18 protein-coding genes and 1 pseudogene are annotated in these 20,836 nt (G+C 50.9%); 9 read left to right on the top strand and 10 right to left on the bottom strand.

Annotated elements, in window-relative coordinates; genetic code table 11:
* Window positions 1-115: 115 nt before the first annotated feature.
* Window positions 116-1,765: a bifunctional UDP-sugar hydrolase/5'-nucleotidase UshA gene (gene ushA / locus EIP93_RS06290; RefSeq protein WP_103863012.1), complete on the bottom strand. Its 1,650-nt coding sequence runs from the start codon at window positions 1,763-1,765 to the stop codon at window positions 116-118.
* Between the two features lie 668 nt (window positions 1,766-2,433).
* On the opposite strand from ushA, the gene ybaL reads away from it, so the two are divergent.
* Window positions 2,434-4,119, top strand: a complete 1,686-nt coding sequence (ybaL, locus tag EIP93_RS06285) for a YbaL family putative K(+) efflux transporter (RefSeq protein ID WP_103941756.1) — start codon at window positions 2,434-2,436, stop codon at window positions 4,117-4,119.
* A 104-nt stretch (window positions 4,120-4,223) separates the two neighbouring features.
* Here ybaL and hemH read toward each other — a convergent pair whose 3' ends face one another.
* Together hemH and adk are read right to left on the bottom strand one after the other, a co-directional pair.
* Window positions 4,224-5,186: a ferrochelatase gene (gene hemH, locus EIP93_RS06280; protein ID WP_107332486.1), complete on the bottom strand. Its 963-nt coding sequence runs from the start codon at window positions 5,184-5,186 to the stop codon at window positions 4,224-4,226.
* Window positions 5,187-5,408: 222 nt separating this feature from the next.
* Window positions 5,409-6,053 (bottom strand): adenylate kinase, encoded by a 645-nt coding sequence (adk, locus tag EIP93_RS06275; RefSeq protein ID WP_010303043.1) that lies wholly within the window; start codon window positions 6,051-6,053, stop codon window positions 5,409-5,411.
* 490 nt (window positions 6,054-6,543) lie between these two features.
* Here adk and EIP93_RS06270 point away from each other — a divergent pair.
* The 5 genes and pseudogenes from EIP93_RS06270 to EIP93_RS06250 all read left to right on the top strand — a co-directional run bounded on the left by EIP93_RS06270 (window position 6,544) and on the right by EIP93_RS06250 (window position 11,304).
* Window positions 6,544-8,146, top strand: a pseudogene (locus EIP93_RS06270) (ABC transporter substrate-binding protein).
* Window positions 8,146-9,120: an ABC transporter permease gene (locus EIP93_RS06265; protein ID WP_109224973.1), complete on the top strand. Its 975-nt coding sequence runs from the start codon at window positions 8,146-8,148 to the stop codon at window positions 9,118-9,120. Before EIP93_RS06270 ends, EIP93_RS06265 begins: the two are co-directional and overlap by 1 nt.
* Window positions 9,110-9,922 carry an ABC transporter permease gene (locus tag EIP93_RS06260; protein WP_103863007.1) on the top strand — a complete coding sequence of 271 codons (813 nt, stop codon included), beginning with the start codon at window positions 9,110-9,112 and terminating at the stop codon, window positions 9,920-9,922. The genes EIP93_RS06265 and EIP93_RS06260 overlap by 11 nt, the downstream gene beginning before the upstream one ends.
* The gene (locus EIP93_RS06255) at window positions 9,916-10,689 is read left to right on the top strand and encodes an ATP-binding cassette domain-containing protein (RefSeq protein ID WP_103970621.1); all 774 of its coding nucleotides are present in this window, start codon (window positions 9,916-9,918) and stop codon (window positions 10,687-10,689) included. Before EIP93_RS06260 ends, EIP93_RS06255 begins: the two co-directional genes overlap by 7 nt.
* Before the next feature lie 18 nt (window positions 10,690-10,707).
* Window positions 10,708-11,304, top strand: a complete 597-nt coding sequence (locus tag EIP93_RS06250) for an ATP-binding cassette domain-containing protein (RefSeq protein ID WP_125232439.1) — start codon at window positions 10,708-10,710, stop codon at window positions 11,302-11,304.
* A 135-nt stretch (window positions 11,305-11,439) separates the two neighbouring features.
* On the opposite strand, the gene htpG is transcribed toward EIP93_RS06250, so the two are convergent.
* The 6 genes from htpG to EIP93_RS06220 form a co-directional block, all read right to left on the bottom strand.
* A complete protein-coding gene (gene htpG, locus EIP93_RS06245; RefSeq protein WP_170310001.1) occupies window positions 11,440-13,323 on the bottom strand; it encodes a molecular chaperone HtpG in 1,884 nt (627 codons plus the stop codon).
* Window positions 13,324-13,504: 181 nt separating this feature from the next.
* Entirely contained in the window at window positions 13,505-14,110 is a 606-nt protein-coding gene (recR, locus tag EIP93_RS06240; RefSeq protein ID WP_039487881.1) for a recombination mediator RecR, read from the bottom strand.
* Window positions 14,110-14,439: a YbaB/EbfC family nucleoid-associated protein gene (locus EIP93_RS06235; protein WP_005976112.1), complete on the bottom strand. Its 330-nt coding sequence runs from the start codon at window positions 14,437-14,439 to the stop codon at window positions 14,110-14,112. Before EIP93_RS06235 ends, recR begins: the two co-directional genes overlap by 1 nt.
* 40 nt (window positions 14,440-14,479) lie before the next feature.
* The gene (dnaX, locus tag EIP93_RS06230; protein ID WP_125232438.1) at window positions 14,480-16,567 is read right to left on the bottom strand and encodes a DNA polymerase III subunit gamma/tau; all 2,088 of its coding nucleotides are present in this window, start codon (window positions 16,565-16,567) and stop codon (window positions 14,480-14,482) included.
* A gap of 74 nt (window positions 16,568-16,641) precedes the next feature.
* Complete coding sequence (gene apt / locus EIP93_RS06225; RefSeq protein WP_095698780.1) at window positions 16,642-17,196, bottom strand: adenine phosphoribosyltransferase; 555 nt, start codon at window positions 17,194-17,196, stop codon at window positions 16,642-16,644.
* A gap of 215 nt (window positions 17,197-17,411) precedes the next feature.
* A complete protein-coding gene (locus EIP93_RS06220; protein ID WP_103863001.1) occupies window positions 17,412-17,807 on the bottom strand; it encodes a DUF454 family protein in 396 nt (131 codons plus the stop codon).
* Between the two features lie 210 nt (window positions 17,808-18,017).
* Here EIP93_RS06220 and priC point away from each other — a divergent pair, with 210 nt between their 5' ends.
* On the top strand, window positions 18,018-18,554 hold the full coding sequence (priC, locus tag EIP93_RS06215) for a primosomal replication protein PriC (protein ID WP_103941775.1): 537 nt from the start codon (window positions 18,018-18,020) through the stop codon (window positions 18,552-18,554).
* Window positions 18,555-18,589: 35 nt separating this feature from the next.
* Entirely contained in the window at window positions 18,590-18,760 is a 171-nt protein-coding gene (gene rsmS, locus EIP93_RS06210; RefSeq protein ID WP_103862999.1) for a pleiotropic regulatory protein RsmS, read from the top strand.
* Between the two features lie 57 nt (window positions 18,761-18,817).
* Here the strand turns inward: rsmS and acrR are convergent, their stop codons facing one another.
* The gene (gene acrR / locus EIP93_RS06205) at window positions 18,818-19,459 is read right to left on the bottom strand and encodes a multidrug efflux transporter transcriptional repressor AcrR (RefSeq protein ID WP_040031230.1); all 642 of its coding nucleotides are present in this window, start codon (window positions 19,457-19,459) and stop codon (window positions 18,818-18,820) included.
* A gap of 165 nt (window positions 19,460-19,624) precedes the next feature.
* Between acrR and EIP93_RS06200 the strand changes: the two genes are divergently transcribed.
* A complete protein-coding gene (locus tag EIP93_RS06200) occupies window positions 19,625-20,818 on the top strand; it encodes an efflux RND transporter periplasmic adaptor subunit (protein WP_103862998.1) in 1,194 nt (397 codons plus the stop codon).
* Window positions 20,819-20,836: the final 18 nt, after the last annotated feature.

Here is a 20,836-nt window from a genome sequence, read left to right as displayed (position 1 = left end):
TTACTCCCTTTTGGCAATTAAAGGCTTAAATGCGGCATGATTATCTCAGGATAACATCCAAAAAAATGGCGGTTTATGTCATCAGTGAAGAGACAAAAACCGCCATCATTATTGGTTACTTATAAACGATCTCACCTTTTGGCGCGTAGGCTTCCGCGTCCAGCGGTGAATGCTTCTCGATATACTGTTTCAGCACTTCAGCATCAACGAAACCGGTGTTCACATAGCCCGGCAGATTATCAAGGCGTGGGTAACCATCACCGCCCATCGCATTAAAGTTCAGCGTTGCCATACGGTAAACTTTATCGGCCTGTAACGGCTCACCTTTGATCTTCACATTCTGCACGCCCTGCCCGTCTGCCGTCAGGCTGACGTTGAGGAATTGTGCATAGGCACCGGAATCCACCTTTTTATTGGCGGCTACGGCCAGATATTTCTCGACGTCGCTGCCTTTCATATTCACATAAACCAGCGTGTTGGCAAACGGCTGAACCTTCAGCACATCTTTATAGGTGATATCACCTGATTCAATCGAGTCGCGTACGCCGCCGCCGCTCATGATGGCAAAATCAGCCTCTGCACGCTCAAGCTGTGCAGACAGCAGTACGTGCGCCAGATTGGTCTGACGGAAACGCACCTGATTGCGATCGCCTTCTAGCTTGCCTTTCACGCTACCGATCTTGATGCCCAGCTGCGCCTGCCCTTTTTCCTGGAACGGCGTCAGCATTTTCATAACGTCAGAATCCTGCGTAATTTCATGCGTATAGAAAACACGTTCGGTTTTGCCGTCTTTCTCTACCTTTTTCTTCAGGTTGATCGGAATCAGCTGGTAATGCTCAAGTTTCAATTCACCATTGCGGAATGTGAAATCAGCACGACCGACATATTTACCCCACTCATGTGCCTGAACAATCCAGGTACCGTTCTGACGATCGGGTGCACAAGGTGTGCCCGGCACATAATCCACCTGCTTTTTATTTTCCTGCGCCATACAGACCGGATCCTGCGAGTGGCCGCCGACAATCATGTCCAGATATCCAGCAGGCAGGCTACGTGCCATTTCCACATCACCCGGCGCATTAGAACCGTGATTACCGTCGTCATAGTGCCCCATGTGCGTCGCGGCAATAATCACATCCGGTTTTTCGCTCTTCCGCAATTGCTCAACAACCTGCTTCGCTTCTGTTGAAGGATTACGGAATTCGATATCGGTAAAATACTCAGGATTGCCTAATTTGGCCGTATCGTCCGTTGTCAGGCCGATAACCGCGATTTTCACACCTTGCTTGTCGAACAAGGCATAAGGCTTAAATAAGCGCTGATTGGTGCTTTTTTGGTAGATATTGGCTGATAACAGCGGGAATTTCGCCCATTTCTCCTGCTGACGCAGGACAGACAGCGGATTATCAAATTCATGGTTGCCGAGCGCCATCGCATCATAGCCGACCATGTTCATACCGCGGAAATCTGGCTCTGCATCCTGCAAATCGGACTCAGGCACGCCAGTATTAATATCACCACCGGAAAGCAGCAGTACGCTACCACCTTTACTCGCCACTTCCTGACGGATCTGATCGACCAGCGTTTTTTGTGCGGCCAATCCATATTCACCGTGATCGTTATGCCAAAAGTGGCCGTGATGGTCATTGGTATGCAAAATAGTGATGGCGTATGTTTTGTCTTTTTCCCAAGCCATTGACATTACAGGTGTTAGTGCGAGCGATACCGCCATCGCACATCCCAGAGCTTTTACTGAAAAGCGCATGATAAATCTCCGTTTATTTTAAAGACCCAGTGGAACCACTGAGAAATTCACCACACAAACTAGCACAGCAAGATGAACAATGCGCGAGGCGCATTCACGCTGTCCGTCAGCAATGTGCGGTAGCCGACAAAATCAGATTAGGTATAGCAGCGAGAGTGATATCACGCGGGCTTGGCACTGTCGTCACGCCGTCACGAACTCTTGCTAATATGGATACTTCATCGGAATAACCCAACGACACACCGTTTATCCCCTATTTTCTGGGGTTTTATGTTAGTGGATAAAACCATTCCGCTGAATACACGGGAAAGCCGTAGGGCATTACAGCCCATAACATCATGCTATCAGAATAATTACGCATGTTTATCAATGCTTATCGCGAGAAACCATCCCTAAATCTGTGTTAGACTACCTTTAACTGGAGAAACTGATATTTTTCATAAAATACCACTTTTATCCAAGCAACATTTCGCTATATGCAATAGAATTTATCTATACCCAGAGTAATTGGCGTTGCAGCCAAACAGCAAACGAACGAATCCCAATACGCTTTTCGGTGCATAATAAAAGTCATAAGGATACGTAAGCGCTGCTAACCACGCTGTAACTTCAAAGCAAGAAGGGTAAATCCGCTCAATTACGTTTCACCTATGGCACAAGGAGTTGGGATGCATGCTGCAACACCGCTAATTTCTACTATCGCTGGGGGGCTGGTTCTTGCCTTCCTCCTTGGTATTCTGGCACACCGCCTGCGTATCTCTCCCCTTGTTGGTTACCTTGCCGCAGGCGTTCTTGTCGGTCCTTTTACACCTGGCTTCGTTGCCGATACTTCACTGGCATCAGAACTCGCGGAACTTGGCGTAATCCTGCTGATGTTTGGCGTTGGCCTGCACTTCTCACTAAAAGATCTCATGGCGGTAAAGTCCATCGCCATTCCCGGTGCGATAGCCCAGATTGCCGTGGCAACGCTACTTGGAATGGGGTTATCCACCATGCTGGGCTGGAGCCTGGCGAGCGGCCTGGTTTTCGGCCTTTGCCTCTCAACCGCCAGTACTGTGGTTCTGCTACGCGCGTTGGAAGAACGACAGCTTATTGATAGTCAACGTGGTCAAATCGCCATCGGCTGGCTTATTGTGGAAGATCTGGCGATGGTCCTTACGCTGGTTCTGCTACCGGCCTTCGGCGACATGATCGGCGCTGAGCATGCCGACACCAGCAAACTGCTAACCGATTTGGCCTGGACCATCGGTAAAGTGATTGCATTTATTACCCTGATGATTGTCGTAGGTCGTCGTCTGGTGCCGTGGGTATTGGCAAAAAGCGCCAGTACTGGCTCACGTGAGCTTTTCACGCTGGCAGTGTTAGCAATGGCGCTGGGTATCGCCTTTGGCGCGGTGAAACTGTTTGATGTCTCCTTTGCGCTGGGCGCATTCTTCGCCGGCGTGGTATTGAACGAATCTGAACTCAGCCAGCGTGCGGCGCACGACACGCTACCGCTGCGCGATGCCTTCGCCGTACTGTTCTTCGTTTCCGTCGGTATGCTGTTTGATCCGATGATCCTGCTGAACGACCCGATTTCCGTGCTGATCACGCTGGCGATTATCGTGTTCGGTAAGTCGGCCGCCGCTTTCGTGCTGGTCCGGCTCTTTGGTCACTCGAAGCGGACAGCATTAACGATTTCCGCCAGTCTGGCGCAAATCGGTGAATTTGCCTTTATTTTGGCCGGACTCGGTATTGTGCTGGGGCTGCTGTCCGAAGAAGGACGGAATCTGGTACTGGCCGGTGCCATACTCTCCATCATGATAAACCCGTTGCTGTTTACCCTGCTTGAACGCTATCTGGCGAAGAACGAAACAATAGAAGAACAGATTGTGGAAGAAGCGATTGAGGAAGAGAAACAGATTCCTGTCGATATGTGCAACCATGCACTGCTAGTCGGCTATGGTCGTGTTGGTAGCCTGATTGGTGCCAAACTGCATCAGGCCGGAATTCCCATCGTTGTCATTGAGAATTCACGTACACGTGTTGATGCACTGCGTGAACAGGGAATTAAAGCTGTATTAGGTAACGCCACCAAGCCTGAAATCATGGATATTGCGCGTCTGGACTGCGCCCGTTGGCTATTGCTGACCATTCCGAACGGCTATGAGGCGGGGGAAATCGTCGCTGCAGCTCGTGAGAAGCGTGCCGATCTGGAGATTATCGCCCGCGCGCACTATGACGATGAAGTCAGCTACATTATGGAGCACGGTGCCAACGAAGTAGTAATGGGGGAGCGGGAAATCGCCAACAGCATGATCACTATGTTGAAGCTGGATGACATTCCACCCGCGCCTCAGGCATGCCCTATTTAAATGCCTACACGTTAGAGACAAAAATGGCGGGTCTATTTGGCCCGCCATTTTTTTACGTTGTGCAATATACCGTCAAACATCACCAGACAAAAACGGTCTTGTCCCTACTCTGCTTTGCTCACTAACTGTTCCAGCAGATCGATGTGTAGCGGATCGTCATTGAGCGCAGGAATATAGTGGAATGCCTCTCCGCCTGCGTGCAGGAAAATCTCACGGTTCTGTTCCTGAATCTCTTCCAACGTTTCCAGACAATCAGCGGAAAAACCGGGGCACATAATCTGAATGTGCTTGATTCCCTGCGCGGGTAGCCCCTGCATGGTTTCATCCGTATATGGCGTCAGCCAGGGTTCACGGCCAAAACGCGACTGGAAGGTCATCATTATTTTGCCTTCCGGCAGCCCCAGCGCAGCAATCAGCGCCTCGGTGGTCGCCCGACAGCGTTGTGGATAGTCATCCCCTTCATTGGCATACCGCTCGGGAATGCCGTGATAGGAGATCACTAATCTGTCTGGTTCACCGTGTTCAGCAAAAGACTGCTCGACACGGTGCTTCAACGCCGCAATATACGCAGGATGTTCGGCGTAATCACGGATAAAGCGAATCGCAGGCAACTGACGATTATCCCGCAGTTGCGCCGCTAACCCATCCCACACAGCGGCTGTTGTTGAGCAGGAATACTGCGGATACATCGGCAAGACCACCAGTTGCGTTACGCCTTGCGCCAGTAGCTTATCCAGCGCCGAACGCAGACTGGGCGAACCATAGCTCATCCCCAGTTCAACAGGCGTTTCCGGCATGCGAGCAGCCAGTGCCTGCTGCTGTCGGCGGCTAATCACCAACAGTGGCGATCCCTCTTCCATCCAGACCGATTGATAGAGCTTCGCCACTCGCGGTGAACGGGTTGGCAGGATGATACCGCGCAGCAGCGGCCACCATAGCAGGCGCGGCGTATCCACCACGCGTCGGTCGCTGAGAAACTCCGCCAGATAACGCCTCACCGCCTGCGGCGTCGGGGCATCGGGTGTCCCTAAGTTCACCATCAGCACGCCGTATTTCTCTTGTTTCATCGCCGTCTTCCTTTTATGGAGAAGCAGGCTTTCTCTCAGCCCGCCAGTGCGTAACATCAAATGTCTATTGTAGCGAAAAAAAGCTAAACAAATACGGGTAGATAGCAGGGATAACGCCGATGCTATCAATAGAGGAAACAAAGCAAATGAGGATCTCAGAACGAAAAAATGCCAGACGATCGTCTGGCATTCAGATAACGGAGTATGATTCGCTTAGAAAAATTAACCCAGAATGGTTTCCAACTCTGCGCGAACTTCTTCCACTTTACGCGTACCTTCCACTTTGAAATAGCGCGTATTACCTGCATCAGCTTCTTTCTGATAGTAAGAAACCAGCGGTGCAGTTTGCTGATGGTACTCAACCAGACGCTTACGCACGGTATCTTCCTGATCGTCTTTACGAATAGTCAGATCTTCGCCCGTCACGTCGTCTTTGCCTTCAACTTTAGGCGGATTGAATTTTACATGATAGACACGACCGGACGCCGCATGAACGCGACGGCCAATGATACGATCGATGATCAGTTCATCAGGAACGGCAAATTCGATAACGTAATCCACATTGATGCCTGCATCTTTCATCGCATCAGCTTGTGGAATGGTGCGTGGGAAGCCATCCAGCAGAAAACCGTTACGGCAATCCTCCTGGGCGATGCGTTCTTTAACCAGAGCAATGACCAGTTCATCAGTGACCAGCTTACCTGCGTCCATGATTTCTTTAGCCTGCTTGCCCAATTCAGTACCCGCTTTTACTGCTGCACGCAGCATGTCACCCGTGGAAATCTGCGGAATACCGTATTTCTCCATGATGAATTGAGCCTGAGTACCTTTGCCTGCGCCCGGAGCGCCCAGCAGAATAATACGCATCGCGTAAATCCCCTTGCTATGTAATATTTATAAAATAAATTTGAAAATCGCTAAACCATACCATTCCAGACGCTTATGCTCAAGGAACGGGCTCGCTTCAGCAACGCAGAGGCAGATGAAAAAAGTGTCAACACAAAGCAGAAGTAGCACCTTTACTGCAAAACAGAAATGTCCATGGCGTCCAACTGTCGCCATTCCTTACCGCTGTGGTGACAAACGTCATTACAACCCTTGCACCAAAAAGTGAGAATACTGGGCGGTGAGGTCTGTAGGACGTACTCATTGTAGCAGCTCAGATCTGATTTGACTGACCACTACGTAGGGTGAGTAACGGGGCGTTGCAACTCTTCTCACTGGCAGTGGGATGTTTTTTGTTAATCATCATACTTTTCTGTCCTGTATCATATTCTCCCTCAGATTTGCCCACCATAATCCCTACTCCAGGAACTCCTGCGATCTACTTCGTAAGGAGTAATACAGACAAAGCAGAATCTGGGACACGATTAATGAACAAAGGCAAGCTGGCACGGTTTACGTGTGCTTTATCCCTCATTTTAGCCTCCCAACTTTTCGCAGGACAACAATCTGCTGAAGACCAGACATTAAAAATGGCAATCGGATCAGAGCCTTCTGAAGGCTTTGACCCGATGCTAGGCTGGAGCCATGGTAGTTATCTTCTTCTACATGCACCGTTGTTAAAACAAAATGCAGATATGAGCTGGGGAAACCTACTCACAGAAAAAGTTGAAACCAGTGCAGAGGGTAAAACCTGGACACTGACGTTAAAACCGGATCTCAAGTTTTCTGATGGTTCGCCTTTGACTGCTAAAGATGTTGTTTTTACTTATAATAAAGCCGCCAAAAGTGGTGGTAAAATCGACATGGGCAACTTTAGTCAGGCTCGTCAGCTTGATGTACGCCAAATTGAGATCACGTTGAGCAATCCCCAGAGCACATTCATTAATGTGCTTGGCGCTTTAGGCATTGTTCCCGAGAAACTTTATGATGAGAAAACATTCGCCCACAACCCCATTGGCGCGGGTCCTTACCGTCTTGTCAGTTTTCAACCAGGGCAACAGTTAATTGTTGAAGCTAATCCTTGGTATGCCGGTAAAAAGAATGATTTTAGTCGGCTCGTCTTTGTTTTCCTTGATGAAGATAATGCTTATTCCGCAGCAAGAAGTGGTCAGTTGGGGCTGGTGCGTATTGCTCCGTCAATGGCAGTCGTTCCTCAACAGGGGAACCTTAAACTCTGGGTTCGCAACAGTGTCGAGAACAGGGGAATTGTTTTTCCAATGGTTCCCTCAGGCAAAAATGATGCCAATGGCTTCCCCACAGGGAACGATGTGACGGCAGATATTGCCATCAGACGAGCCATAAACTATGCCATTAATCGTAAGCAGCTGGCAGAACAGGTCATGGAAGGTCATGCCATCCCTGCATACAGCGCTGTGCAGGGGCTCCCTTGGCAGAATCCTGACGTCGTTTTCAAAGATGGTGATGTAGAAAAAGCGCGTAAAATCCTTGATGATGCGGGCTGGAAAGTCGGTGAAGATGGGATTCGAGCCAAAGAAGGCAAAGAGGCGCGCTTGACCTTATGGTATGCCAGCGGTGACAGCACCAGAAAAGATCTGGCAGAAGCCGTTCGCGCGATGCTGCAACCCATAGGTATCGCTATCTCTCTGCAATCGGGAAGTTGGGAAACCGTAGAGCGGCATATGCACGCCAACCCTACACTGTTCGGTTGGGGAAGTCTGGACCCAATGGAACTCTTCCATCATTACAGTGCTCAGGCTGCCGGTCTGGAATACTATAATCCTGGTTATTACAATAATCCGGTTGTTGAACAACACCTTAAACAGGCCATTGACGCACCTGACTGGCAAAAAGCGCTGCCATTCTGGCAGCAAGTTGAATGGGATGGAAAACAGGGTGCTGGGGTTCAGGGCGACGCAGCATGGGCGTGGTTGCTTAATATTCAACACACCTACCTTGCTAACCCGTGTATCGATCTGGGTAAAGGGGCCGCTGAGATTCACGGCAGTTGGTCACTTCTGAATAATCTGGATGACTGGGCCTGGACCTGCCATTAATGAAATGTGTTTTCAGTCATATATTCAGGCTGATGATACTGTTGGTGCTGGTTGCTGCCAGTACCTTCATCCTGCTCAGTTTTTCGCCCATTGATCCTATACGCGCTTATATTGGTAATGACCTGCTACATGTCCCACCCGAACAATATGCACGTATCGCTGCACGTTGGGGACTCGACCAGCCGCTCTGGGAACGCTTTGGTCGTTGGTTTTTACAGCTAATACAGGGGGATTTGGGGTATTCAATGCTCTTCAATGCCCCTGTAGCCAGCGTTATTCGCGAGCGGTTCGCAACATCATTTGCACTTCTGGCTGGGGCATGGCTGATATCAGGAGTACTGGGAATTGCTCTGGGCTTTTTAGCCGGACGCTATCTCAATCGCTGGCCAGACAAGATGATTTGTCGGTTTAGCTATTTGCTTTCCTCTCTCCCCACCTTCTGGATTGGCATGTTGCTACTGTCATTATTCGCCGTGCAATGGCCTGTTTTACCCGTCTGTTGTGCGTGGGAACCCGGTAATAATACCGATATAGCGACCCTACCAGAACGGCTTCGCCATTTGGTTCTTCCCGTATGTGCGCTCAGTTTACTGGGGTTGGGACAAATCACTCTCCACACGCGTGAAAAAATTGCCAGTATTATGAACAGCGAATTTATTCGTTTTGCGCGATCTCAAGGCGATAAAGGGTGGTCACTGTTACGTCATCAGATCCTTCGGCATGCAATTACGCCCGCGCTATGTCTTCAGTTTGCCTCGCTTGGAGAGTTGCTGGGCGGCGCTTTGCTGGCGGAAAAAGTATTCGCCTATCCCGGTCTTGGTCAGGCAACGATAGATGCCGGCTTGCGTGGTGATCTTCCATTACTGATGGGGATTGTATTATTTAGCACCTTATTGGTATTTATTGGCAACTCGCTGTCGGTCTGGCTGGTGAAGGTTCTGAATCGTGCATTGGAGCGTCCAGATGCTCTATAACCCAGCACCGGCTTTCATTCGCCTGTTGATCTCTTCGTTAGGCTTATTATTTATTGCGATTTATGGCTTCACGAGCCTCGATGATCCCTTAGCGGTTAATCTTTTTGCCCGACATCTGCCCCCTGATTCGCTGTACTGGTTCGGAACGGATAATCTGGGGCGCGATTTATGGACACGCTGCTTTCAAGGCGCTTTAACCAGCCTGCAAATTGGTATTGGTGCGGCATTATGCAGTGGCATTATAGCCTTATTGATGGCCGCTATGTCGCGCCTGCACCCACGTTTTGATGTCCTAATGCGGCTCATGACAGATGCCATGCTATCTATGCCGCACCTTCTTTTACTCATCCTGATTTGTTTTACTCTGGGCGGCGGTAAAAGCGGCGTTATTCTGGCAGTGGCATTGACCCACTGGCCCCGGCTGGCATTGATCCTACGTGCTGAAGCTCAACGAGTGGCGCATAGCGACTACTTGACGTTAACGCATCAGTTAGGACGGGGGCACTTTTACTGTTGGAGAAACCATTACCTACCTGCTTTATTTCCGCAATGGCTCACCGGAACGCTTTTGATGTTCCCTCATGCCGTTCTGCACTCAGCGGCACTCAGTTTCCTCGGATTTGGTCTGGCACCTCATGACCCTTCACTCGGACTGTTATTAGCGGATGCGCTGCGGTTCCTTAGTCATGGTAACTGGTGGCTGGTTTTGTTTCCCGGGCTGATGCTATTCATTCTGGTTATGTTATTTGATCAGTTCGCGAGAGCCATGCAGCTTTTATGGCTGAGGAACACAACATGTTGAGTTTAAGACAAGTCACGCTAGAGGCTGCGCATTATCGTTGGTATGGAGCAAAAGTCTGGTCCCCTCTTTTGCAGGATATCTCGTTAGACATTGCACCGGGTGAGATGGTAGCGCTGGTGGGGGGCAGCGGAGAGGGAAAAAGCTTGCTCTTACAGTGCCTGCTTGGCCTCTTGCCGGAAAATTTACATTTTCGAGGCAACATTAGCCTCGATGGAAAAATCATTGATAACAACGCCATCAGTCAACTTCGTGGGACGGATTTCTGTTATCTGCCTCAAGGGGTTCAGGCGCTGAATCCCGTGCTTGATATTAAAAAACATCTGAAAAGAGCATGCCAGCTTTCTGGACGAGAATGGGATGAAAACCAAATCGCGCATTTACTACAGAAAAATCAATTGAGTGCCGCTGTACTGAATAATTTTCCCAGACAGTTGTCGGGTGGAATGGCGAAACGCGTTCTGGCCTGCCACGCCTCACTGAGTCATGCTCGCTATATTCTTGCTGATGAAATTACGGTATGGCTTGATATGCCTCTGGCTACCCAACTGCTGAACCATTTGCGTGGTTTATGTGAACAGGGACGCGGTATTCTGTGGGTTACACACGACCTTATGTTGGCAGCACAGCATGCTGACCGCATTGTCTCTTTGCATCAGGGAAGGATCTCGGACAATCTCAGTAAAGAACAACTTATTCATGGAGAGATGAGTGAGCAACTGAAACGTCAGTGGCAGGCCTTACCTGAAAGAAATCTACTTTTTGTATAAATCGGGAGAATTGAGCGAATGTTGTACTGTCATGACCTTGTTATTCGTCAGGGGAATAAAATGTTATGGCAGAATCTGACATTCTCAGTTTCTGCTGGTGAAAGTCTTGGGATTTATGCACCGAGTGGAACGGGTAAAACGACGTTAGGACGAGTTCTGGCTGGATGGCAAAAACCCACTTCAGGCCATGTTCTTCTGGATGGTAAGCCATTGCCCGTCAATGACTACTGTCCAGTACAGCTTGTTCCGCAACACCCCGAACTCACTTTCAATCCCTGGCGAAGTACTGGTGATTCTGTACACGATGCCTGGCAGCCCGATGAAGAAACCATAAGGCGATTGCACATTAATCCGGAATGGTTAACTCGCCGACCAGGACAACTTTCTGGTGGGGAGCTGGCGCGTATTGCGCTGCTTCGAGCCCTCGATCCGCGTACTCGTTTTTTAATTGCTGACGAAATAACAGCGCAGCTCGATCCTGCTATCCAACGGGATATCTGGGCGTATCTTCTCGAGATATGCCCAGAACGCCCACTGGGAATGCTGGTCATCAGCCACCAATATGCGTTGCTAAAGCAGCTTTGCTCCAAAGAACTGCCAGTGACTCAGAAATGATATTAAATCAAGAGTGACAGTAAAGACTGCCGTCAGATTTGATCGAGTTCAGCGACGGAAGGAGAAAGACATCGGAAAGGAAACGCCATGAAGGGGAAAACCCCGGTTGGTACCGGGGTTTGGTGTATATCACTATCAGGCACTTAACAGCTGATTCATCCGGCGGATGAACAGATTCGGATCGTCCAGCGTACCGCGTTCGGCCAGCAGAGCCTGATCCAGCAGCAGTTCGACCCACTCGCCAAACTCAGCGTCATCAGAAACATCCGCTGCGCGTTTAATTAACGCGTGTTCAGGGTTCAGTTCAAAAATGTACTTCACTTCCGGTGCTTGCTGGCCTGCTGCAGCGAACAGTTTCGCCATCTGCGTGCTCATCTCGTCAGCATCCGTTACGACAATCGCAGGCGTATCGGTCAAACGGTAGGTGAAACGCACATCTTTAACACGCTCGCCCAGCAGCGTTTTCACACGCTCAACAAACGGCTCCAGCGCTTTCTGTGCTTCTTTCTGCGCATCGTTTTCTTCATCAGCCAGTTTATCCAGCGTATCATCCGCTTTGCTGACCGACTGGAAGGATTTACCGTCGAATTCGGTCAGGTAGCTCATCATCCATTCGTCAATACGCTCGGACAACAGCAATACCTCGATACCTTTCTTACGGAACAGTTCCAGATGCGGGCTGCTTTTCGCCGCGGCATAGCTGTCTGCGGTGATGTAGTAGATCTTGTCCTGACCTTCCACCATCCGGCTAACGTAATCTTCCAGCGATACCGTCTGTGCGGAGCTGTCGGATTGCGTGGTAGCAAAGCGCAGCAGTTTCGCGATCGCTTCGCGGTTGCTGCCATCTTCCGCTGGGCCTTCTTTCAGCACCAGACCAAACTGTTGCCAGAACGTCTGGTATTTTTCTGCGTCGTCTTTCGCCAGTTTGTCCAGCATTTGCAGCACGCGTTTAGTCAGCGCATTACGCAGGTTCTGCGTCACACGGCTGTCCTGCAAAATCTCACGGGAAACGTTCAACGGCAGATCGTTGGAATCAATCAAGCCACGAACAAAACGCAGGTAGTTCGGCATGAACTGCTCGGCGTCATCCATAATAAAGACGCGCTGAACGTACAATTTCAGGCCGTGTTTATGATCGCGGTTCCACATATCCCACGGTGCATGGGCGGGAATGTAGAGCAGGCTGGTGTATTCCTGCTTACCTTCTACACGGTTATGGCTCCAGCTCAGCGGATCGGTAAAGTCATGGGAGATGTGTTTATAAAACTCGTTGTACTCTTCATCGCTGACTTCAGATTTACTGCGCGTCCACAGAGCCTGCGCCTTATTAATTTTTTCCCAGCTAACGGTGGATTCACCGCCTTCTTCTTCGCTTTCAGTCCGGGATTCAATTTCTACCGGCAGCGCAATATGGTCGGAATATTTGCTGATGACGGAACGCACACGCCAATCATCCAGGAATTCGTCTTCACCTTCACGCAGGTGCAAGGTGATTTCCGTACCACGATCGTCTTTGGTGATGTCAGCGATGGTGTAATCACCTTCACCAGCAGATTCCCAGTACACGCCCTGATCGGCACTCGCTCCCGCAGCACGGGTACGCACGGTCACTTTATCCGCCACGATGAAGGCAGAGTAGAAACCCACACCGAACTGGCCAATCAGTTGACTATCTTTAACCTGATCGGAACCCATCGATTCCAGAAAAGCCTTGGTGCCAGATTTCGCAATCGTACCGAGATTATCAATTACTTCGTCACGGCTCATGCCGATACCGTTGTCAGAAATCGTCAGGGTGCGTTTTTCTTTATCCGTAGACACACGCACACGCAGGTCACCATCGCCCGCATACAGTTCTGGTGCGGACAGCGCACGAAAACGTAATTTATCTGCCGCATCGGAGGAGTTGGAGATCAATTCACGCAGAAAGATTTCTTTGTTGGAATAGAGTGAATGGATCATCAAATGCAGGAGTTGCTTAACTTCGGACTGGAACCCGCGAGTTTCTTGGCCTTTCATGCTCATTGTTGCTTACCTCAATCCTAATATTATTCAGGCTGATTAAACTGACGATAAGTAGCAAGTGGGGATAAACCAAGGTGATTTCAAGGGGTAAATTTCAGCGAAAAAAAGAAAACGGTGACATGAAAGAGGAAAACAAGACTGCGGCTGCCAGATAATGATGCTGGCAGCCGACAGATTAAAACCGGAAAGGCTGACGACCCGCAAGTGAATGGGAAAGCGTAGTGCCATCGACCATTTCCAGCTCACCGCCAACGGGAACACCGTGTGCAATGCGGCTAGCCATCACACCGTGTTGTGCGCACAGTTCAGCGATATAATTCGCGGTGGCATCACCTTCTACCGTCGGGTTGGTAGCCAGAATCACTTCGCTCATCGATTCCACTTGCAGGCGTTCTTCCAACCGCCCTAAACCGATATCGTCTGGGCCAATGCCATCCAACGGTGACAAATGCCCCATTAGAACGAAGTAACGACCGGCAAACTGCCCCGTCTGTTCAATGGCATGAATATCAGCGGGGCTTTCTACCACACAAATCTGCCCGTTTTGCTGGCGGCGCGGGTTTGAGCAAATCGCACAAACGTCCTGCTCGGTAAATGTCCGGCAATCGCTACAGTGACCGATTTCGGACATCGCCCGCGTCAACGCCTGCGCCAGACGCATACCGCCACTGCGGTTACGTTGCAGTAGCTGAAACGCCATGCGCTGCGCCGACTTGGGCCCAACGCCCGGCAGGCAGCGCAGCGCTTCCATCAATGATTCAAGAAGCGGACTGGTCTGCATCAGAACGGCATCTTGAAGCCCGGCGGCAGTTGCATACCGCTGGAAACTGACGCCATTTTCTCTTTCTGCGTTTCAGCAATACGACGAGCGGCATCATTGAACGCCGCAGCGATCAGGTCTTCCAGCATCTCTTTGTCGTCTTCCATCAAGCTTGGATCGATCTCAACACGGCGGCAATTATGCGCACCGTTGATCGTGATTTTCACCAGACCTGCACCCGATTCGCCCGTGACTTCCAGATTCGCCACTTCTTCCTGCATCTGCTGCATTTTTTCCTGCATCTGCTGGGCTTGCTTCATCAGGTTGCCAATTCCACCTTTACCAAACATAGTTTTCTCTCTATCACGTCGGGCTGCGTACTCGCAGCGGTTAAACAGGGCGGATACTTTCTTCGTCCAGTTCCGCATCAAAGAAACGCCGCAGCGTTTGAATCGTTGTATCGGCCAGAATTGACTGACGCGCCTGCGCCAGCTTCTCTTCATAGATAGCCTGACGCCACTCCAGCGGCGTCCGTACCGCCGGGTTGTCGTCTTCAGTAATCAGTAATTCTACAGGATGCCCGTAGTGAGCCGTCAATGCGTCCAACAGCGTCTTTTGCGCCGCAGGCGAATTCAGGTGCCGCTGGGATGAACGCAGATGCAGATGGATCTTACCTGCTTCTTCGCTCTCTTTAAACGCATTGAGTGCCAGCTGTTGTACCAGCTTTGGCAACGTCAGGCGATGGATTTCCGCCGCCCATGCATCCCGCTCCAGTGACTCTTCCGCTAGCCGTGCCGCCAGTTCAGGCGTTTTTTCGTGCTCTAATGCTGAACGCAACGCTTTTGGCGTCGCTACGTCGACCTTCTCTTCTTCGACTTTATTCTGCGCCCGCCAGCGATAGGCTTCCGGTTTTTTGGGTTCGGAGGTAGAGGTTTTCGCGTTTTGCCGTTGAATGCTGCGCTCAGTCACCGAAGCCAATCGCTCCAGCGCTGAGGTTGCCGGCCGCGTGTTGTCAGACGCTGCCGGATCAGCCTTTTTTGGTGGCGTACTCCCCTGTTTTCGCAGGAGCTGGCTGCGAGCCTGTAATAGCTGAGAAGTTGCATCAGGCAGCTCGCTCTCACCGTATTGATCCGCAGACCCCGTTGAAGCAGGCATTTCTCCTAGCGGCGGCGCATACGCAGAGGCATCCATCGGCGGTTCGGAAGAGTAAGATGGCGGTTGCACGTCTTCAGAAGATTCACTGCGTTGCGGCATTGGCGCACGAACCGTCGCCGATGTCGTGACAACAGGCTGCTGTGCTAGAGTCTGGAGAGAAGGCTGAATAATAGAAGGCGCACGCGCAGCCTGAGCCGGCGCAGCGCTCACTGGCGCTACAGGCTCGGCGATAATCTGGCTGGGGTGAAACGCCAACGCTCTCAGTAGCGTCATTTCAACGCCCATCCGGCGATCGGGCGCAAAAGGCAATTCTTTGCGCCCAATGAGCATCGTCTGGTAATAAAGCTGCACGTCCGCCGGCGGCAGCGCGCGCGCTAACTCTCGCATACGCGCTTCAACCGCAGCGTAATCATCACCCAGCGCAGCGGGCAGCAGTTGAACCATCGCAATACGATGCAACAGCGTCTGAGTTTCTACCAGCAGCGATTCCCAATCCACACCTCGTGACGCGACCTGGTCTAATAGCGACATGACCTGTGCCCCATCGCCTTTCGCCAGCGCTTCAATGAGTGCTAGCGGTTGCTCATCGTCCAGCGTGCCCAGCATGTGGCTGACGGAATCCGTCGTCACCTGCCCTTGCCCCATAGCAATAGCCTGATCGGTCAGACTCAGCGCATCACGCAAGCTCCCATCGGCAGCTCGCGCCAGAAGCTGTAACGCACGCGGCTCACTGACGAGATTTTCAGCCTGTAATACCTGTTCCAGATGCGCGCGAATCTGTTCAACATCCAGCGCTTTGAGGTGAAATTGCAGGCAGCGTGACAGAATGGTCACAGGCAGTTTTTGTGGATCGGTGGTCGCCAGCAGGAATTTGACGTGCGGAGGCGGTTCTTCCAGCGTTTTCAGCAGTGCATTAAAGCTGTGGCGCGATAGCATGTGTACTTCGTCGATCAGATACACCTTGAATCGCCCACGAGCGGGGGCGTACTGCACATTATCCAGCAGATCGCGCGTGTCTTCGACTTTAGTGCGAGACGCTGCATCGATTTCGATCAAATCGACAAAACGGCCCTGTTCGATTTCGCGGCAGTTGTCACACTGACCACAAGGCGTTGCCGTCACGCCCTGTTCGCAATTCAGCCCTTTTGCCAGCAAACGGGCAATCGACGTCTTCCCGACACCGCGGGTGCCAGAAAACAAATACGCGTGATGAATTCTGCCTAGGGAAAGGCCGTTAGCCAACGCGGTCAGGACATGCTCCTGACCGACAACATGGGCAAAGGTTTGGGGACGCCACTTACGGGCAAGAACCTGATAGCTCATCAATACCGCAACAGTCGAGTTATTGAGGCGATCATGCTAACACAGCCACGCCGCTATCGGCGAGACTGTTATGATTAATGTCCGGGGAAGTCAACCAGGCTATAGCAGGTGACACCCATCTCGGTCAGGCGTTGCTCGCCACCCAGATCGAACAAATTGATGATAAAAGCGGCGTCATTGACCGAACCCCCCAGACGACGGATCAATTTCACTGTGGCTTCGAGCGTACCGCCCGTTGCCAGCAGATCGTCGATCACCAGCACGTTATCGCCCGCGGAGATTGCATCTGCATGAATTTCCAGCGTATCTGAACCGTATTCCAGTTCATAGCTTTCACTGATCGTCGGACGTGGCAGCTTGCCCGGTTTACGCACGGGAACAAAACCTACGCCCAGCGCCAACGCAACTGGGGCGCCAAACAGGAAACCACGCGCTTCCGTCCCGACAACTTTCGTCACACCGGTGTTGCGGTAACGGTTTGCCAGCATCTCAATACTGGCCGCATAGGCCACAGGATCTTCCAGCAGGCTGGTGACATCACGGAACAGTATGCCCGGCTTCGGATAATCGGGGATGCTTTTGATACTGTTTTTAATTAATTCTGCCTGCTGCGCTGTTACGGTCGTCATAGTTGTGCCTGATAAAACGTTCTGAACATACCAATGCCGGTCGCCACAAGGCTTTCATCATCGCATGATGCGATGAATAGGCATTATGACAAAGAGGAAAAATGGCGACCCGTGCACGAAAACGGTCAAATCTAGTCAAAGTGACGGATAAATGCAACCACCCGTACTCTGGGTGTGTATTTTTTGTCTGTCCGTCACAGAGGCCGCCGCTTACACTATCTTTTCGGATTCGCGCTCTGCGTTTGTTGTTCTGGATCAATCACGGGTAAACGAAGCATGAAGGTCAGCAAAATAGCCAAAATGACCAACAGCAAGATCCTGACCCAGACGAGCTTAACCAGCCAGAGCGAAAGCGCGAACGTTAACAGAATCATGGTGACAGCCTTCCATTTTGCCCCCGGCGGCAACGCCCGATGTTGCTGCCAATGACGCAGATAGCTGCCAAACCAGGAACGGTACAGTAGCCAGTTATGGAAACGCGGGGACGAGCGGGCAAAACACCAGGCGGCCAGTAGCAAGAAAGGCGTAGTCGGTAATAAAGGCAACACGACACCCAACGTTGCCAGCACAACGGAAACCCACCCCAATATCATCAGCAACACGCGATACATATTCACCTTTCTGCTTTGTTCACTACAACTATGTTTTGTCTGCGACAATGTCCACCACACTTTATCACCACCTTGCCCGATGGATTAGTTAAGATATCCTCATGCAGTGCAGTAAAGCGACGTAGACTAACGATGCCAATATATACCATGCGCCGACACACCGCGCGAAGCTAGCTCGCTGAATAATCAGCCTGACCGTAAGGGAAAAAAGTGAACACGCATCGATTGCTACAAGCGCTTGAACAACAAATTAATACGCTAGCGAAAGAGCTTGAGCCGCTGGCGGATAAAGCCGTGCCGCAATCGCGCTTTGATCGTCAGCTTTTTAGCAGCTACGGCACCCGGCTACGTGATTATCGCGCCGAAGTTGAACAAAATTTACAGGCGATAAAGCAGTTAGTTGCAGAGCAGCGGACCGATCGCGTGGCGTTTCTGGCTGAAAAGCTGGTCAGCCAGATAGCCGCATTGCAGCGTGAGCTGGCAACGCAGTCATTACGCAGGCAGGAGCAAAGTAACGCACCACAGCCTGAAGATGTGTATCACAAGCTGGCGGAGCATCAGGATTATGAACGCCGTCTGCTTTCCATGATTCAGGATAGAGAAAGCCTACTCATCACGCAGACGCAATTCAGCGAGCAACAGCGGCTACAAAAAGAGCTGGCGGCGCTGGAAGGACGGCTGTCACGCTGCCGTCAGGCGCTGGCACGTCTGGAACGTCAAATCGAACGCCGTGAGCAAGGATTGTAGTGCGGCGGGTTCGCCAAGAAATGAGGAACTGATTTATGTCACTTGAAAACGCCCCACCCGAGGTCAAGCTGGCGGTCGATTTGATTATGTTGCTGGAAGAAAACCAGATCGAACCGCGTATCGCGCTGGCCGCCTTGGAGATTGTACGTACCGATTTTGAGAAAAAGCTCTCGCAAGAAGACGGTAACGCTAAATCCTCCGCCTAAGGTAAAAATAGCTCAGGAGCTTAAAGGCAACAGGTATTAGCGCCGTCGTTCAACGGCTTATTCAGCGGGTTTACGTAGCGCTGGGCTAAAATGCAGCATATCAATAAAAGCATCCACCAGCGCGGGGGCTTCCTGATCGAGATCGAAACTTTCCGGCATAAATAGCCAGTTTTCCATCACGCCAGAAAAGTAGGCACGCATCGCGATCGCCGCACGACGTGGATGAATGTCCGTCGGCAACATCCCCACCCGGATGCACTTAATCAGGTTTTCTTCAATATCGACATAGCAGGAGAGATAAAGCTCTTTGCGCGCATTGTACGATTGCAACATTTCACCGACAAATTCACATTTGTGAAAAGCGATCTCCATAATGGATCGCCAATGCGTATCACTAACGGTTAAACGCAGCATATAAATCAATAATTCACGCATCACGCGGAGTGGATTATCAGGGAATTTTGTCTGATACTCTATTTCAAACTCACTGATTTTTGACTCTGCCAGAGCCCAGATCTCATCAAAGATTTCGGCTTTGTTCTTAAAATGCCAATAAATAGCACCCCGTGTCACACCAGCAGCAGTTGCAATGTCAGACAATGAGGTCGCGGACACACCATGCTCAGAGAAGACTCTTAACGCAGTATCCAGTATATGTTGTCGGGTTTCCTGAGCCTGTTTTTTGGTTTTTCGTGCCATGATAATTTGGTTTTTCGTGCCATATCGCTGTATTTGAAGGAAAGCGTGATTTACATACATTCGAGAATGTATGTAACATAGCATGAACATAAGACTATAGCAGCAATGGGTTTTTAAGCTTGTGATCCATTGGTCAATTTCAAATCGGACACTTGAGGTTTATCTATGAACAAAAACAGAGGGCTAACGCCTCTGGCGGCAGTTCTGATGCTTTCTGGCGGCTTAATGCTCGCAGGATGTGATAGCGGCAATAATCAGCAAGGCGGCGCACAGCAGCAGATGCCTGAAGTGGGTATTGTGACGTTAAAAACGGAAGCACTGAATGTCATGACCGAGCTGCCGGGCCGCACAAGTGCTTACCGCATTGCCGAGGTTCGCCCACAGGTTGGCGGCATTATCCTCAAACGCAACTTCGTTGAAGGGTCTGACATTAAAGCTGGCGCATCGCTGTATCAAATCGATCCTGCGACATATCAGGCAAACTACAACAGCGCCAAAGGTTCACTCGCTCAGGCTCAGGCTCAGGCGGAAATTGCCCGCTTGACCGTTAATCGCTATAAGCCGCTGCTGGGCACCAACTACGTCAGCAAGCAGGATTACGATCAGGCCGTCGCAACATCCCGTCAGGCTGATGCTGCGGTTCAGGCTGCTAAAGCGACGGTGGACACCGCACAAATCAATCTGGCTTACACCAAAGTCAATTCGCCAATCGAAGGCCGCGTGGGTAAATCCACGGTAACGGAAGGCGCTTTGGTAGCAACCGGACAGGCAACGGCATTAACAACCGTGCAGCAACTTGATCCGATCTATGTTGACGTCACGCAGTCCAGCAACGATTTCCTGCAACTGAAGAAAGAGCTGGAAAACGGCACGCTGAAACAAAGCGAAGGCAAAGCCAATGTCCGCCTGCTTTTGGAAAACGGTACGGAATATACTGAGGCAGGCACATTAGAATTCTCTGATGTCACGGTAGACGAAACCACCGGTTCCATTACGCTGCGTGCTATTTTCCCGAACCCACAGCACAACCTCCTTCCCGGAATGTTTGTACGAGCTCGCCTCGATTCCGGCGTGAACCCAACAGCCTTGTTAGTTCCTCAGCAAGGTGTTACCCGCGATCCACGTGGTCAGGCCACGGCGATGGTGGTTGGGGAAGGCGATAAAGTAGAACCTCGCACGCTTAAAACTAGTAAGGCAGTTGGTGACAAATGGTTAGTTACCGAAGGCTTGAAAGCGGGCGATCGCGTTATCGTTACTGGTCTGCAAAAAATCAGACCCGGTGCGCAGGTGAAAGCTAAAGAAGTCGCTTCAGAAAATCAGCAGACGCCGCAAGCGTCAGCAGAACCCGCGAAGTCTTAAGACGTTCTAACAGGAGCC

It is taken from the genome of Pectobacterium versatile (genome assembly GCF_003932035.1).
GTDB lineage: Bacteria > Pseudomonadota > Gammaproteobacteria > Enterobacterales > Enterobacteriaceae > Pectobacterium > Pectobacterium versatile.
The sequence above is the reverse complement of the archived record's forward strand: the minus strand, read 5'-3'. Positions and strand labels throughout refer to the sequence as shown.